Here is a 13,459-nt window from a genome sequence, read left to right as displayed (position 1 = left end):
GGAGCTGACCATGACCAAGATTACCCTCGTTACCGGCGCCAGCCGCGGTCTCGGCCGCAATACCGCTCTCAACATCGCCCGTCACGGCGGCGATGTTGTCCTCACCTATCAAAGCCGCAGCGAAGACGCACAGGCTGTCGTCTCTGAAATCCAGCGCATGGGCCGCAAGGCGGTGGCGCTGCAACTCGACACCGGCAAGATTGCCGGCCTCGCCAACTTTGCTGGTCGTCTGCGAACAGCGCTGCGCGAAACCTGGTCGCGCGAGACGTTCGACCATCTCGTGAACAATGCCGGACACGGCGATTATGCACTGATCTCCGACACCACCGAGGCGCAGTTCGACGGGCTGGTGAACGTCCATTTCAAGGGCGTGTTCTTTCTCACGCAGGCACTGCTGCCACTGATCGCAGACGGCGGCCGCATCGTGAACCTGTCGTCCGGGCTGACCCGCATGTGTTTCCCCGGCTATGCTGCTTATGCCGCGATGAAGGGCGCCATTGAGGTCATGACGATGTATATGGCCAAGGAATTGGGCAGCCGCCGGATCACCGTGAATACGGTCGCGCCCGGCGCAATCGAAACCGATTTCGGCGGCGGTGCCGTGCGTGACAATCCGGACATCAACAAGACGATAGCCGGCATGACCGCCCTTGGCCGCGTCGGCCTGCCCGACGATATCGGACCGATGATCGCGAGCCTGCTATCGGAGGACAATCGCTGGGTGAACGCGCAGCGGATCGAGGTGTCGGGCGGACAGGGGCTGTAGACAAAACAATCCCGGCGCTGACGAGCGGCGCCGGGAGACGTCTCGCATATTCAGGTTGCTGGTCTGATTTTAAATCCGCGCGACCAATTCCTTGATCAGCGTCGTGATCCGCCCGGTCGGCGATTCCAGTTCTTTCATGATCGAGAAGTGATCCGCGCCCGGGATCTCCTCATAAGTCACCGGCAGACCGTACTTTGCCCGATGCACGGCAAGGTCCGCCGTCTGCTGGCGCAGAATCGGCAACTCGGCGCCGCCGACCACCAGTGCCAGCGGCTTGTTCGGGCCGCCATCCTGCAGCAGCGGCGACTGCCGCTTCGACATCGCCTCGTCGAGCTTGAGCTTCTCGTTCAGATAGGACGCGCGGATCGGCTCGAGATCGTAGATGCCCGAGATGGCGACACCGCCCTTCACCTTCGGATGCGACAGCGTCGTCGAGGTGAGATGACCGCCGGCGGACCAACCGGACACCACGATGCGGTTCGGATCGCCGCCCAGTGACGGAAGCTTGTCGACGAGCGCATCGACGCCGGCATGCATCTCGGCCACGATCTCCTCCAGCGTCGCATCCGGCGCCAGCGTGTAACCAATCGCAGCGACGTTGATGCCGTGGGCGATGGGACCTGCAGCGAAGCAGGTGAAGAAATCCTTCGAGCGCATCTGCCAGTAGCCGCCATGAATCAGCAGCAGTGTCGGCCCGCCGTCGGCGGCCTTGATGAAATCGAACTTGTTGCGCTCGCGCGGACCATAGGCGACGTCGAGATGCGCGGGATACTTCGCCTTCATCGCGTCGGAGCGCTGGCCCCATCCGGCAGTGATATCGGCGCTGCCTGCAACGGCGGTCGAGTTGTTCAGACCGGCATCGAGCTGCTCGCGCGTCATCGCGCGCCAGTTGGAATCGCCGAAAGGCTTACTCATGGTTGCATCCCTGCATTGTGTGAGGCGACTTGGGTGAAAGAGATCTGGCCTGCGAGTCCCATTTATCCAGAAAATGGTCTACACGGCTACGTCGGGATCGACATCCCAAGCATACGAATTGCTCTGCATCCGAAATTGGAGACGTGCGTGGCCTCTCAGCAAGACCTCATCAAAGCAACGGCCTGCGCCGTGGTCGATCAACTCAATGCCGGGACGGTAACGCCGCTCGACCTGCTGGACGCGCTGGAAGCCCGCATCAAGGAAGTCGATGGCCAAGTCAACGCGCTGCCGATCCTGTGTTTCGATCGCGCCCGCGATCACGCGAAGGAATTGATGAAGAAGCCGCTCGGCGAACGCGGCATCCTTGCCGGCCTGCCGGTGCCGATCAAGGATCTCACCGCTGTCGCCGGCGTGCGCACCACGCAGGGCTCGCCGATCTACAAGGACGTGGTGCCGACCAAGTCCAACGTGCTGGTCGAACGCCTCGAAGAAAACGGCGGCGTGATCTATGCGAAATCCAACACGCCTGAATTCGGCGCCGGTGCCAATACGTTCAACGAAGTGTTCGGCGCGACGCTGAATCCGTGGGACCTGTCGAAGTCGGCCGCCGGCTCATCCGGCGGCGCCGCGGCAGCACTTGCCAGCGGCACGGCGTGGATTGCCCATGGCTCCGACATGGGCGGCTCGCTGCGCAACCCCGCCAGCTTCTGCGGCATCGTCGGCCTGCGTCCGAGCGTCGGCCGCGTAGCGTCGACGCCCTCCGTGGCCCTCGCCCGGATGGTGAGCGTGCAGGGCCCGATGGCCCGCAATGTGGAAGACCTCGCGCTGATGCTCGACGCCATGAGTGGCGAACATCCTGCCGATCTGATCTCGCTGCCGAAACTGCCGACCTCATTCCGCTCCGCCGTGCGCGCCGGCACCAAGCCGAAGCGGATCGCCTATTCGCCGGATCTCGGCATCACTCCGGTCGATCCCGAAGTGGTCGCCATCACCCGCAAGGCAGCGATGGCATTCGCCGACGCCGGCGTCACCGTCGAGGAAGCGCATCCCGACCTGCGTGAAGCCCACGAATGCTTCCATGTGCTGCGCGCCTACGACTTCGCGATTTCGAAGCTCCAACTGCTCCGCGACAAGCGCGATCAGCTGAAGCCGGAAGTAATCTGGAACATCGAGCAGGGCCTGAAGCTCACGGTCGATGACCTGGCGAAGGCGGAAGCGCAGCGTGTCACGCTGGCGGCGCGGGCCTACGAGTTCTTCCAGACATACGACCTGCTGCTGTGCCCGGCGACCATCACGCCGCCCTTCCCGATCGAGCAGCGTTATCTCGCCGAATGCAACGGCACCAAATTCGACAACTACGTGCAGTGGCTGGGCATCGTCTATGCGATCACGCTGACCTGCTGCCCGGCGCTGTCGATGCCCTGCGGCTTCACCTCGACCGGCCTGCCGGTCGGATTGCAGGTGGTCGGCCCGCCGCGCGGCGAAGCCTCACTGCTCGCCGGCGCACGCGTGCTGGAGGACATCCTGGGTCTGCGCGACTCCACGCCGATCGATCCGCGCCTGGCGAAGTAACGGAACTCCGCCCTCATACTCGCTCGTCCTGGCTGACCTTGTGCCAGCCAGGACGATGCCTTTGGGCAGGACCGCCCGGAGTACCACTGCCCTATAGACTTTTGTCTAAGCCACATTGTCGCACATCGCGGCTAGTCATGCGTGGCCGCGACCGGGATGCGGGCATCGCCTGACTGAACGATCCTGCCAGCAGCAATGCATTCCGCGGCATTGGCTTTTCGTGCCGAGCGTGGCAACGGGGCATTTCATTTCACGGAATACGAGGGTTCTACGTGGCAGATTCATTCGCACCGCCGGCGGACGGCAAACTCCATTTCGACGACGCCAAGAAACGCATCAAGGCGATCTTCATCGGCTCGATGGGCAATCTCGTCGAATGGTATGACTTCTACGCCTACACCGCCTTCGCCCTGTATTTCGCGCCGGCCTTCTTCCCGAACTCCGACCCCGTCGTTCAGCAGCTCAATGCGGCCGTGCTGTTTGCCGCCACCTTCCTGATGCGGCCACTCGGCGGATGGCTGTTCGGCTATCTCGCCGACACCTATGGCCGTCGGATATCGCTGACGATCTCGGTCCTGTGCATGTGTTTCGGCTCACTGATCATCGCCTGCACGCCGACCTATGCCACCATCGGCATCGCGGCACCGATCCTGCTCGCGCTCGCACGCATCATCGAAGGCCTCAGCCTCGGCGGCGAATACGGCGCTAGCGCCACCTATCTCTCGGAAGTTGCCGATCCCAAGCATCGCGGTTTCTATTCGAGCTTCCAGTATGTCACGCTGATCGGCGGCCAGCTGACCGCGATCATCGTTCTCCTGCTGCTGCAGAAGGTGTTCCTCACCGAGCAGGAGCTGAAGGACTGGGGCTGGCGCATTCCGTTCGTGATCGGCGCTGGTCTTGCGGTCTTCACCGCCGTGATGCGTCGCGACATGCACGAGACTGACCAGTTCGTTGAAGCGAAGAAGCAGGCCAAGCCAATGGGTTCGCTGCGCGCGCTGATGGCCTATCCGCGCGAATTGCTGCTGGTTGTCGGCCTCACCGCCGGCGGCACCGCAGCGTTCTATACTTTCACCACCTACATGCAGACCTTCGTCAAGCTCTCGGTCGGCCTCACCGCGGACCAGACCACCACGGTGATCTTCGGCACGTTGATATTCGCCTGCCTGCTGCAGCCGATCTATGGCGCGATCTCCGACCGCATCGGCCGCAAGCCGCTGCTGATCTTCTTCGGCGTTGCCGGCACGCTGGCGACTGTTCCGATCCTCACCACGCTGCAGACCACCAAGTCGCCATTCATGGCGTTCCTGCTGATCTGCGGCGCCTGGATCTTCGTGGCCGGCTATACCTCGATCAATGCGGTGGTGAAGGCCGAACTGTTCCCGACCAATATCCGCGCCCTCGGCGTCGGCGTGCCCTATGCGCTGACGGTGTCAATCTTCGGCGGAACGGCGCCGGCGATCGCGCTGTACTTCAAGCAGATCGGTCATGAACAGTGGTTCTACTATTATCTGTCGGGCATGATCTTCCTGTCGCTGCTGATTTACGCCACCATGCGCGACACCAAGCACAAGTCGGCGATGCACCGTCACGAGTGACGGCCGCAGTCTAGACAAGGAGCGTCAGCCATGACCGAGGATCACACCCCGCCGGAATCCAAGCTGACGCAGACCAAACAGCGCTGGGCGCGCGAAGGCCGGTTTCTCACCGGCAAGATTGCGCGCCCGGACGACCAGCGGCTCCCGCCCGGCCAGCACCTGACCCAGGACTGGCCGGTACTGGATCTGGGCATCACACCCGACGTGCCCCGCGAGCGCTGGCGCCTCGATGTCTACGGCGCCGTCGAGACGCCGCTGTTCTGGGATTTCGGCCAGTTCAGCGCGCAGCCGCAATCGACCTTCATCTCAGACATCCATTGCGTCACCACCTGGTCGCGTTACGACAACCAGTGGGAGGGGCTTTCGACCCGCGCGCTGCTGGATGCCTGCCAGCCCAAGCCGGACGCGCGCTTCGTGGTGCTGGAATCCTACGACGGATACACCACCAACCTGTCGCTGGAAGATTTCGCTGCCGAAGACGCACTGCTGGCGCATTCGTGGCAGGGCTCCCCGATCGAGCGCGACCATGGCGGCCCCGTGCGCGTGATCGTGCCGCACCTGTATTTCTGGAAGAGCGCGAAGTGGCTGCAGCGCATCCAGTTCGTTAGCGACGACAAGCCCGGGTACTGGGAAGTTCGCGGTTATCACAACCGCGGCGATCCCTGGCAAGAGCAGCGATATTCGGACGATTGATAGCGACGCATTGATGGAAACGTGATTGCGCTCGATGCACTCGCAGTGATGCCCGCGATGGTTCGCTTACTACGGCTATGAAGAGAAACTCTATTTCAGCACTTCGCAAACGGTGCGATGGTCCTGACGTATCAGTCCCTCGGTGCGGCAGGAGACTTTCGCCCACCAGCCGTCGAGCGACTCGCGATCGCAACGAAGTTTGACGCTCATGCCATCGGCAAATTCGATCCATTCGGCAAAGCGATGCGACGGCACAGCGATCACCACGGGGATCTCGCTAGAGAGCGCACGCTCAATCAGATAAGCGAGCCCCTTGCCCTCGCGCTCCTGCTTGCCGAACCGGTTGATGATGACCAGATCGGCGCCCTCGTCGATAGCGTCGGCGACCTGCATGCCCGCATTGAGCAATTGCCCGACATCCAGCTTGCAGCCTTTTGCGCCGGGGCCGAGATCCTGAAACAAGCGCACCTGCGCGCCCGTATGCAACATCACCGCTGTGAGCTTCGGCACGTCCACTTCGCGATGTCCGAGCTGCACCAGCCCGACCGGGCGAACGCCCCGCTTGCTCAGATCAGCCGCAAAAACCTGCAATACGGCATCGGGGTCCTGGTCTTTCTCATAGACCAGCGCAGCGAGATCGCATTGGGCATCGAACATTGCGGGATTCCGGTTGAGACCCAGCACGCCGGGAGCGGCCGGGGACAGCGCAATGCTAGTCCAGAATAGAGGCATTCGAAAGCGCGACAGGGTGGCGGTCGCGATATATTTATCCGGATACAACGAGGATACCGCCGGGTGGCAGGCTAGAATCTGCGCTTCTTGCCGATATCGCCCTTCAGCGCCAACAGCTCCTTGCGCGAGGCGGTGGCTGCGGCATTTTCGATGCCGCGATAGCGCTTGATGAGCGTCAGGCCGAATGGCGTGAGGAGAGCTCCGCCCCCATTCTTGCCGCCGGTCTGGCGCTCGACGGCTGGTTGACCGCAGATCCGGTTGAGTTCATCCACCAGATCCCAGGCGCGCTTGTAGGACATGGCCATGGCGCGGCCGGCGGCGGAAATCGAACCGGTGGCATGAATATGTTCGAGAAGTTGAATCTTGCCCGGTCCGATCCGCCCCTCGGAATCGAGGTCGATACGGATACTGAGGGCTGGCACCGGTGGGCTGGTTGATTTGGACATAGCCCAAGTTTACTTCCGTAGACGCAACCTTGCCAGTCCAACAATCAAGGAACGTTTCAGCGTTGGCGGCATTCGGAGCAAACCACTTCGCCCTTGGTCACATGGGCGATGCCGCGGCAAACCCATTTTCGCGCCATCGCGTGTAGCGGCCGCCGTGCCAGCTGATAAATGAAATACACATCGAGCATTGTGAAATCGAATCCGTTTGTTCCGTCATAGATAGGGCGGCGCTCTGCAATCAGAACGCCGCCTTTCTCGCATCTGCTATCCGTTTTAGTTAGCCGTGAATTTTCTTCGCGGTCTCGGCGATCACCTTGCCCTGATAACGAGCACCGGCCAATTCGTTGGCCGAAGGCTGGCGGCTGCCGTCACCACCGGTGATCGTGGTCGCGCCATAGGGCGAACCGCCCGTGACCTCATCGAGCTTCATCTGGCCCTGGAAGCCGTAATTGAGGCCGACAACGGTCATGCCGAAATGCAGCAGGTTGGTGATGATCGAGAACAACGTGGTTTCCTGGCCGCCATGCTGGGTCGCGGTCGCAGTGAAGGCACCGCCAACCTTGCCATGCAGCGCGCCCTTGGCCCACAGACCGCCGGCCTGATCGAGGAAGTTCGCCATCTGCGAGGCCATGCGGCCGAAGCGGGTGCCGGTGCCGACGATGATCGCATCGTAATTGGCGAGATCGTCGATGGTCGCGATCGGGGCAGCCTGGTCCATCTTGTAGTAGGACGCCTTGGCGACCTCGGCAGGCACCAGTTCAGGCACGCGCTTGATGTCGACGGTGGCGCCGGCTTCGCGTGCGCCTTCGGCGACGGCATTGGCCATCGCTTCGATATGGCCGTAAGCGGAATAATACAGAACGAGTACTTTGGTCATGGTCAGTCTCCGTTGGATTGGGATGAATAGGTCGGGTTGATGGTTGGTGGGCGCCGTCAGGCCGCGTCCACCAAGACGAGTTCGGAATCTTCCAGCGCCTTGATCGTGACGTTTGCTTCATCACGGATGGCGACACCGTCGCGGGCGTTGACGCGAATGCCGTTGATCTCAATCGCGCCGGCCGCCGGCACGAGGTAGCCGTTGCGCGAGCTACCCAGCGGATATTGCGCGGTCTCACCGGCCTTCAGCGTGGTGGCCAGCACCCGGGCGTCAGCCCGGATAGGCAGTGCCCCGGCGTCGTTCTTGAAGCCGCTGGCAATGGTGACAAACTGGCCGGAGCGATCGGCCTTCGGGAACGGCTTGGCGCCCCAGCAAGGCTGGCCGCCCGTTTGTGTGGGCTCGATCCAGATCTGGAAGATCCGCGTGGTCGATGCCTCCAGATTGTATTCGGAGTGCCGGATGCCCGAGCCCGCACTCATCACCTGGACGTCGCCGGCCTCGGTGCGGCCCGTGTTGCCCAGACTGTCCTGATGCGTGATCGCGCCTTCGCGGACATAGGTGATGATTTCCATGTTGGAATGCGGATGAGCCGGGAAACCGGTGTTCGGCGCGATCTCGTCGTCGTTCCAGACGCGCAAGCTGCCGTGGCCCATATTCTCGGGGTCATAGTGGCTGCCGAACGAGAAATGGTGCTTGGCCTTGAGCCAGCCGTGGTCGGCGCCGCCGAGTTTGTCGAAAGGTCTGAGGTCGATCATGACGAAATCTCCGTCGTTTGATGCATTTGCATCCTGGGCATCTGGATATGCCCTCGCAGATGGCGCATAAATAGAAATGATGGAAACTCATCGTTTCGGATTTTGAGATGCCTAAACTTCCCGATTTCGAAGCGCTGGCGATTTTCGCCAAGGTGGTCGAACTGCGGTCCTTTGCGGCGGCGGCGACCGAGTTGACCCTGTCCAAGGCCACCGTCTCCAAGGCGGTCGGCCGGCTCGAGGATCGATTGGGCGCACGGCTGTTCAACCGGACCTCACGGCGGCTGGCGCTGACCGACTCCGGCAAGACGCTGGCGGTGAAGGCCGCGCAATTGCTGGCGGACGGCGAAGCGCTCGAGAACGAGGCGCTGGCGCAGTCGGCGACACCGCGCGGGCTAGTCCGGCTGGCTGTGCCGATGACCTACGGCACCAATACGGTGGCGCCGCTGCTGCCGGAATTTCTGGCACAGTATCCGGAGGTCTCCATCGACCTCAGCCTCAGCGACGCGACCGTCGACCTGATCGGCGAAGGCTTCGATGCCGCGATCCGTATCGCATCGCTGCCGGACTCATCCCTGATCGCGCGGCGGCTGCGTCCGGTGAAGCGTTACATCGTGGCCGCGCCGTCCTACTTCGCGAAATACGGCCGGCCGACGCATCCCATGCACCTCGCCGACCACAAGTGCTTTGGCTACACCTATCTCTCGACCCCCGGCGTCTGGCACTTCACCAATGCGGCCGGCGAACAGGCCAGCGTTCGGCCGGCTGGGCCGCTCCGCGTCAACAATGGCGAGGCGCTGCTGCCTGCGCTGATCGCCGGATTGGGGATCAGCGATCTGCCGGATTTCATCGTCGGCGATGCATTGGCGAGCGGCGCGCTGGAGGCCGTGTTGCAGGACTGGTCGCAATCGTCGAGCGGTGTCTACCTCGTCACGCCGCCGGGCGGTCCCCGCCCTGCCCGTGTCGAAGTGCTGCTGGAATTTCTTGCTGACAAACTCGCTGCCGCCGGCAAGCGCGCACGCAATACATCAGGCTAGCTCGCCTTCATCATCTGCCCGTAGATGCCGAAATACTGGTCGCGCATATTGGCGATATCGAATTCGGTGACGAAATCCTTCGCCGTCCTTGCGATCTTCGCGGCAAGCTCAGGCTGCGCCGCAAGCGCCGCGATCTTGTCGGCGAGATCCTCGGCGGATCCGACCTTAAATTTAATACCGTTCGAGCCATCCACCAGCAGTTCGGCCGGGCCATCGACATCCGCGGCGATGACGGGCAGGCCGACTGCCATGGCTTCGAGCAGCACCAACCCGAAACCTTCGAAACGCGATGGCAGGACGAAGATATCGGCCTCGTCCAGCGGACGGCACACATCGGTGCGCCCACACAGAAAACGAATACGATCGGCGACATTCTCGGCGATCGCCTGCGCCTTCAAACTCAGGAGGGTCGACTCGTCGCCCGCCGGCGGGCTGCCGACGAAATCGCAGCGAATGTCGAGCCCGCGCGCGACGCAGAGGCTGACCGCCTTGATCAGGATGTCCTGGCCCTTCTGTTTCGGATAGATGCGGGCCACGTTGATCAGCCGTAACGGCGAGCCGAAACGGCGTTGCCGCGCCACTCTATCGAATGTCGCGAGCGGGATGCCGTTATGCACCTTGAACAGGCGCTTCAGTTTGACAGATTCACATTCACGCTCTACCGCGGCAGAGATCGCGATGTTCCAATCGACGAACCGCTGATGCAGCCGAAGCTTTACGCGGTCCCACGCGTTGACGAGGCCGGTATTGTGAATCGTGTAGCCGACGCTCATCGGACGATACAGTTTACTCAACATGGCGAAGTGCTTGGCGCCGCTGTCATGCGCATGGATGATACGAATGTCGTGACGGCGGATGATGTTGAGTAAACTTAGAATGACACGTGGATTGCGGTTCCCGGGTGGACGCCTGAGGAAGTAGACCGGATGGCCTGTCGCGGAGAGTTCGGCAGCAAGGTCGGGATGGAAAAAGTCGTTGATGACCACGAAAACCTGGGGAATGTCCTCTCCCGGCGTGCAACTGGCAGCGAAATTGATCAGCAGTCGCTCGGACCCGCCCACGGTCAGCGACGAAATCAATTGAAGCACACAACCCACTTTGAAATGCTCCCGGCCCGAATGCCGGGCGACTTCCAAATCCGTCGCGCTCCAAACGGCCCGATTGCGAAATAACGCCAGGGTTTTTGTCTGTTCGGAGTAATCCATTCCCTATTTCGGCTGACGCTCGTGGCTATTCTGCGGCGCACCAAATGCGCCACGGAAGCGAATTCTGGCGGAAAGACGGCAGAGTTGCGCTGGAATGCGCACGCAGGTTGACGGTGGGCCAAAACACATCAGATTTTCCGAAAGCGCAAAACTTCCACGCCATTTCCCGCAACGCTACATTCGTTGCTTTCGCTCGGCGATATTCAGTCAGCCATTTCATTGACTGAATCCGTGTCGGACGTAGCTTTGATGCTCGCCATTGCATCAGAGAAAGTGACCATGACCACCGCCTCCCCTACGCGACGTTTGCTATCAACGTTCATTGCCACAGCCTTCAGCGCAGCACTCGCCACCTCCGCTTTCGCTGCCGATCAGGCCACGCTGCGCGTCGGCGACCAGAAGGGCGGCAACCGTTCGCTGCTGGAGGCAGCGGGACTCACCAGGGACCTGCCCTACAAGATCCAGTGGTCGGAATTCCCTGCGGCCGCGCCGATCCTCGAAGCCATCAATGCCGGTGCGCTCGATGTTGGTTACACCGGCGACCTCTCTTTCCTCACGGTCTACGCGGCGGGTGCGCCGATCAGGGCGATAGGCGGCACACGCTCCAATGCGGACACACAGGCGATTCTTGTGCGCAACGATTCACCGATCAAGACCGCTGCCGACCTCAAGGGCAAGCGCCTCGCAGGCACACGCGGCGGCTGGGGCCAGTTCCTGATTGAGGCGACGCTGGAGAAAGCCGGTTACAAGACCAGCGACGCAACTTTCGCGCCGCTCGGTCCCGTCGATGCCAAGATTGCCCTTCTCGCCGGTTCGATCGACGGCTGGGCCGTATGGGAACCCTACATCTCCTACGCCGTGCTGAAAGACAATGCACGGGTGGTTGCCGATGGCACGGGCCTGACCCCGACCCTGACCTTTATCGTCGCTTCCGAACAGGCGATTACCACCAAGCGCGAGGCCGTCGCCGACCTGTTGCAGCGGCTTAACAAGGCCCGCACCTGGTCGCGCGAGCATGTCAATGAATACGCCAAAAACACCGCCGAATTGACAAAGCTGCCGGAAGACGTGCTTGCGCGCGCCTACAAGGCGCAGGACACACGGCCGATCGCCATCGACGATGGCGTGGTGAAGGAATTCCAGGAAGCCTCCGACCGCGCCACGCGCTACGGGATCCTGTCCAAGCAGGTCGATGTCAGCAAGGCCGTCGACCGCAGCTTCACGCAGGCTGCGCCGGCGTCGAACTAGCGGGCGGCTGCGCGGCGAGAATGCGCATCGTCGCAATTGCCGCGATCAGCGACAACACTGTGGCGACGCTGAACAGCGTCCCATAGCCGAGCAGATCGGCAATGCGGCCCGACAGCATCGAGCCGATGAAATAGATGATCAGCTGGGCACAGGCCAGAATCGTGAAGTCGGTGCCCGGCTGATCCTTCGATGCCGCCGCCATAAACAGGCTGTAGAGCGCAACGATCTCCATGTAGCGGATCAGGGTCTGGAATCCGGCCGCGCCGAAAATCGGCCAGATGCCGGTCACGACACCCAGCGCATGCGCCGTGAACAGCGCAAAGCAGATGGTGCGGAGAATGCCGAGCAGGCCCAGCGTCCAGCCGGTGCCGCAGCGTTGCAACAGCCAGGCCGCGCCAGCCGCGCCCGCGAGGCCCGCCGTCGTCGCGGCGCCACCCGAGAGATAACCGATCTGTTTGAGCGACACGCCGGCATCGACGAGGTAGCTGCCCTCCATTGCCTTCACGAGGCCCTCGCTCATCCGATAGATCAGCGCGATCCAGAGAATGTTGCGCACCTCCCGGCGGCGCAGGAAGGCCATCACCGAAGGCCGCGGCTTCGACGGATCGATCTGTTCGGCTTCATCCTCGCGCATGGCGAAGGCGGCAAAGAGCGGGATCAGCGAGAAGCCCGCGATAGTCAGCAGCATGCCGATCCAGCCGATCTGCGCATACAGCACCAGCCCGAGCGTGCCTCCGATCACAACACCGAATGCGACCGAGCCGCCCTGGATCGCATTGCCGATGGCGCGATCCTCCGGCGCGAGATATTTCGCGGCATAGCCGTCGGTGGCAATGTCCTGTGTCGAGATCAGCAATGAGCCGAACAGGCCCACCGTGATGATGCCCCAGACATTGGTTGCGCCAAGCGGGATCAGGCACAGCAGGCTGATAATCACGCCGGTCTGCGTCACGATCACCCAGCCGGCGCGATGCGCGCGCGCGAACGGACGGATGCGATCGACGACGGGAGCCCAGAAAAACTTCAGCAGCAACGGCAGGAACCAGAGACTGAGATAGCCGATCTCGCTGCGCGTCACACCGGCTTCGCGCATGATCGGCGGCAGGGCGGCGACAAACAGATAGGACGGGATCGCCTGTGCCAGATACAGCCCGCCAAGCACGACGAACAGGCGCTTGCGCTCCATGATGACAATCGGCGCGGATGCGTGAAGCTCTGCGGTGCTCATGCGCCTCCGCGATGTTCGGCGAGAAAGGCGCGCGCGGCGATTTCGTCCTCGAGCGCCACCAGCGGCATCGGCCAGAGCTTCCGAAACGTCTCTTCCATCTTCTTGTTGGCGCCGGGGCGTACAATCGCCACGGCACGGCAGCGCGCGGAGATATGGCCGCGCGTCGCCTTGAACCACAGCGCCTGCTCCCGCTCGCCGGCGACGGACAGTTTCCCGCCGCCCCCGAACACGGTCAGAAGTTCGAATGGCGCATCATGCTCGCCAACCCGGGCCAGCGCGGCCAGATAATCGCGCTCGTCCGTCTCCGCGTAAGGCGGCAGGAACCGTAGCGTCAGCAGGCTCTCATCAATCTCCAGATCCACCATGATGGCAATTAGAACTCCCTGGGAAGTG

The 13,459-nt window shown here is 62.2% G+C and carries 14 protein-coding genes; 6 read left to right on the top strand and 8 right to left on the bottom strand.

All coding sequences use genetic code 11. The annotated features are described in order from the left end of the window. The first annotated feature begins 10 nt into the window (after positions 1-10). A complete protein-coding gene (locus tag RSO67_RS22075) occupies positions 11-766 on the top strand; it encodes an SDR family oxidoreductase (protein ID WP_315840582.1) in 756 nt (251 codons plus the stop codon). 69 nt (positions 767-835) lie between these two features. Here RSO67_RS22075 and RSO67_RS22070 read toward each other — a convergent pair whose 3' ends face one another. Beyond that, a complete protein-coding gene (locus RSO67_RS22070) occupies positions 836-1,681 on the bottom strand; it encodes an alpha/beta hydrolase (protein ID WP_315840581.1) in 846 nt (281 codons plus the stop codon). A gap of 147 nt (positions 1,682-1,828) precedes the next feature. Between RSO67_RS22070 and RSO67_RS22065 the strand changes: the two genes are divergently transcribed. The 3 genes from RSO67_RS22065 to RSO67_RS22055 all read left to right on the top strand — a co-directional run bounded on the left by RSO67_RS22065 (position 1,829) and on the right by RSO67_RS22055 (position 5,541). Then, on the top strand, positions 1,829-3,253 hold the full coding sequence (locus RSO67_RS22065) for an amidase (RefSeq protein WP_315840580.1): 1,425 nt from the start codon (positions 1,829-1,831) through the stop codon (positions 3,251-3,253). Positions 3,254-3,612: 359 nt separating this feature from the next. Further along, on the top strand, positions 3,613-4,848 hold the full coding sequence (locus RSO67_RS22060) for an MFS transporter (protein WP_315844329.1): 1,236 nt from the start codon (positions 3,613-3,615) through the stop codon (positions 4,846-4,848). Between the two features lie 30 nt (positions 4,849-4,878). Then, positions 4,879-5,541 carry a sulfite oxidase-like oxidoreductase gene (locus RSO67_RS22055; RefSeq protein WP_315840579.1) on the top strand — a complete coding sequence of 221 codons (663 nt, stop codon included), beginning with the start codon at positions 4,879-4,881 and terminating at the stop codon, positions 5,539-5,541. 90 nt (positions 5,542-5,631) lie between these two features. Here the strand turns inward: RSO67_RS22055 and RSO67_RS22050 are convergent, their stop codons facing one another. The 4 genes from RSO67_RS22050 to RSO67_RS22035 form a co-directional block, all read right to left on the bottom strand. Beyond that, complete coding sequence (locus RSO67_RS22050) at positions 5,632-6,198, bottom strand: DUF2478 domain-containing protein (protein ID WP_315840578.1); 567 nt, start codon at positions 6,196-6,198, stop codon at positions 5,632-5,634. A gap of 146 nt (positions 6,199-6,344) precedes the next feature. Beyond that, on the bottom strand, positions 6,345-6,719 hold the full coding sequence (locus RSO67_RS22045; RefSeq protein WP_315840577.1) for a winged helix-turn-helix domain-containing protein: 375 nt from the start codon (positions 6,717-6,719) through the stop codon (positions 6,345-6,347). Positions 6,720-6,996: 277 nt separating this feature from the next. Continuing rightward, positions 6,997-7,596, bottom strand: coding sequence for an NAD(P)H:quinone oxidoreductase (gene wrbA / locus RSO67_RS22040; RefSeq protein WP_315840576.1), 600 nt, complete (start codon positions 7,594-7,596; stop codon positions 6,997-6,999). A 56-nt stretch (positions 7,597-7,652) separates the two neighbouring features. Continuing rightward, complete coding sequence (locus RSO67_RS22035) at positions 7,653-8,351, bottom strand: pirin family protein (RefSeq protein WP_315840575.1); 699 nt, start codon at positions 8,349-8,351, stop codon at positions 7,653-7,655. Positions 8,352-8,458: 107 nt separating this feature from the next. On the opposite strand from RSO67_RS22035, the gene RSO67_RS22030 reads away from it, so the two are divergent. Further along, positions 8,459-9,385 (top strand): LysR family transcriptional regulator, encoded by a 927-nt coding sequence (locus RSO67_RS22030; protein ID WP_315840574.1) that lies wholly within the window; start codon positions 8,459-8,461, stop codon positions 9,383-9,385. On the opposite strand, the gene RSO67_RS22025 is transcribed toward RSO67_RS22030, so the two are convergent. Continuing rightward, on the bottom strand, positions 9,382-10,590 hold the full coding sequence (locus tag RSO67_RS22025) for a glycosyltransferase family 4 protein (protein ID WP_315840573.1): 1,209 nt from the start codon (positions 10,588-10,590) through the stop codon (positions 9,382-9,384). The genes RSO67_RS22030 and RSO67_RS22025 overlap by 4 nt on opposite strands. A 279-nt stretch (positions 10,591-10,869) precedes the next feature. Between RSO67_RS22025 and RSO67_RS22020 the strand changes: the two genes are divergently transcribed. Beyond that, complete coding sequence (locus RSO67_RS22020) at positions 10,870-11,838, top strand: ABC transporter substrate-binding protein (RefSeq protein WP_315840572.1); 969 nt, start codon at positions 10,870-10,872, stop codon at positions 11,836-11,838. Here RSO67_RS22020 and RSO67_RS22015 read toward each other — a convergent pair. Both RSO67_RS22015 and RSO67_RS22010 read right to left on the bottom strand, forming a co-directional pair. Beyond that, positions 11,810-13,066 (bottom strand): MFS transporter, encoded by a 1,257-nt coding sequence (locus RSO67_RS22015; protein ID WP_315840571.1) that lies wholly within the window; start codon positions 13,064-13,066, stop codon positions 11,810-11,812. The two genes, RSO67_RS22020 and RSO67_RS22015, sit on opposite strands and share 29 nt — an antisense overlap. Next, complete coding sequence (locus tag RSO67_RS22010) at positions 13,063-13,431, bottom strand: hypothetical protein (RefSeq protein ID WP_315840570.1); 369 nt, start codon at positions 13,429-13,431, stop codon at positions 13,063-13,065. The genes RSO67_RS22015 and RSO67_RS22010 overlap by 4 nt, the downstream gene beginning before the upstream one ends. Positions 13,432-13,459 lie beyond the last annotated feature (28 nt).

The organism is Tardiphaga sp. 709, assembly GCF_032401055.1.
In the GTDB taxonomy this organism is placed as follows: domain Bacteria; phylum Pseudomonadota; class Alphaproteobacteria; order Rhizobiales; family Xanthobacteraceae; genus Tardiphaga.
Note: the sequence above shows the minus strand (reverse complement) of the source record. Positions and strands in the feature narration are given on the sequence as shown.

Bases quoted from the DNA above. Each gene is read 5' to 3' on its own strand.
- RSO67_RS22075 (WP_315840582.1), top strand. From the start codon at position 11: ATGACCAAGATTACCCTCGTTACCGGCGCCAGCCGCGGTCTCGGCCGC.
- RSO67_RS22070 (WP_315840581.1), bottom strand. From the start codon at position 1,681: ATGAGTAAGCCTTTCGGCGATTCCAACTGGCGCGCGATGACGCGCGAG.
- RSO67_RS22060 (WP_315844329.1), top strand. From the start codon at position 3,613: ATGGGCAATCTCGTCGAATGGTATGACTTCTACGCCTACACCGCCTTC.
- RSO67_RS22055 (WP_315840579.1), top strand. From the start codon at position 4,879: ATGACCGAGGATCACACCCCGCCGGAATCCAAGCTGACGCAGACCAAA.
- RSO67_RS22050 (WP_315840578.1), bottom strand. From the start codon at position 6,198: ATGTTCGATGCCCAATGCGATCTCGCTGCGCTGGTCTATGAGAAAGAC.
- RSO67_RS22045 (WP_315840577.1), bottom strand. From the start codon at position 6,719: ATGTCCAAATCAACCAGCCCACCGGTGCCAGCCCTCAGTATCCGTATC.
- wrbA (WP_315840576.1), bottom strand. From the start codon at position 7,596: ATGACCAAAGTACTCGTTCTGTATTATTCCGCTTACGGCCATATCGAA.
- RSO67_RS22035 (WP_315840575.1), bottom strand. From the start codon at position 8,351: ATGATCGACCTCAGACCTTTCGACAAACTCGGCGGCGCCGACCACGGC.
- RSO67_RS22030 (WP_315840574.1), top strand. From the start codon at position 8,459: ATGCCTAAACTTCCCGATTTCGAAGCGCTGGCGATTTTCGCCAAGGTG.
- RSO67_RS22025 (WP_315840573.1), bottom strand. From the start codon at position 10,590: ATGGATTACTCCGAACAGACAAAAACCCTGGCGTTATTTCGCAATCGG.
- RSO67_RS22020 (WP_315840572.1), top strand. From the start codon at position 10,870: ATGACCACCGCCTCCCCTACGCGACGTTTGCTATCAACGTTCATTGCC.
- RSO67_RS22015 (WP_315840571.1), bottom strand. From the start codon at position 13,066: ATGAGCACCGCAGAGCTTCACGCATCCGCGCCGATTGTCATCATGGAG.
- RSO67_RS22010 (WP_315840570.1), bottom strand. From the start codon at position 13,431: ATGGTGGATCTGGAGATTGATGAGAGCCTGCTGACGCTACGGTTCCTG.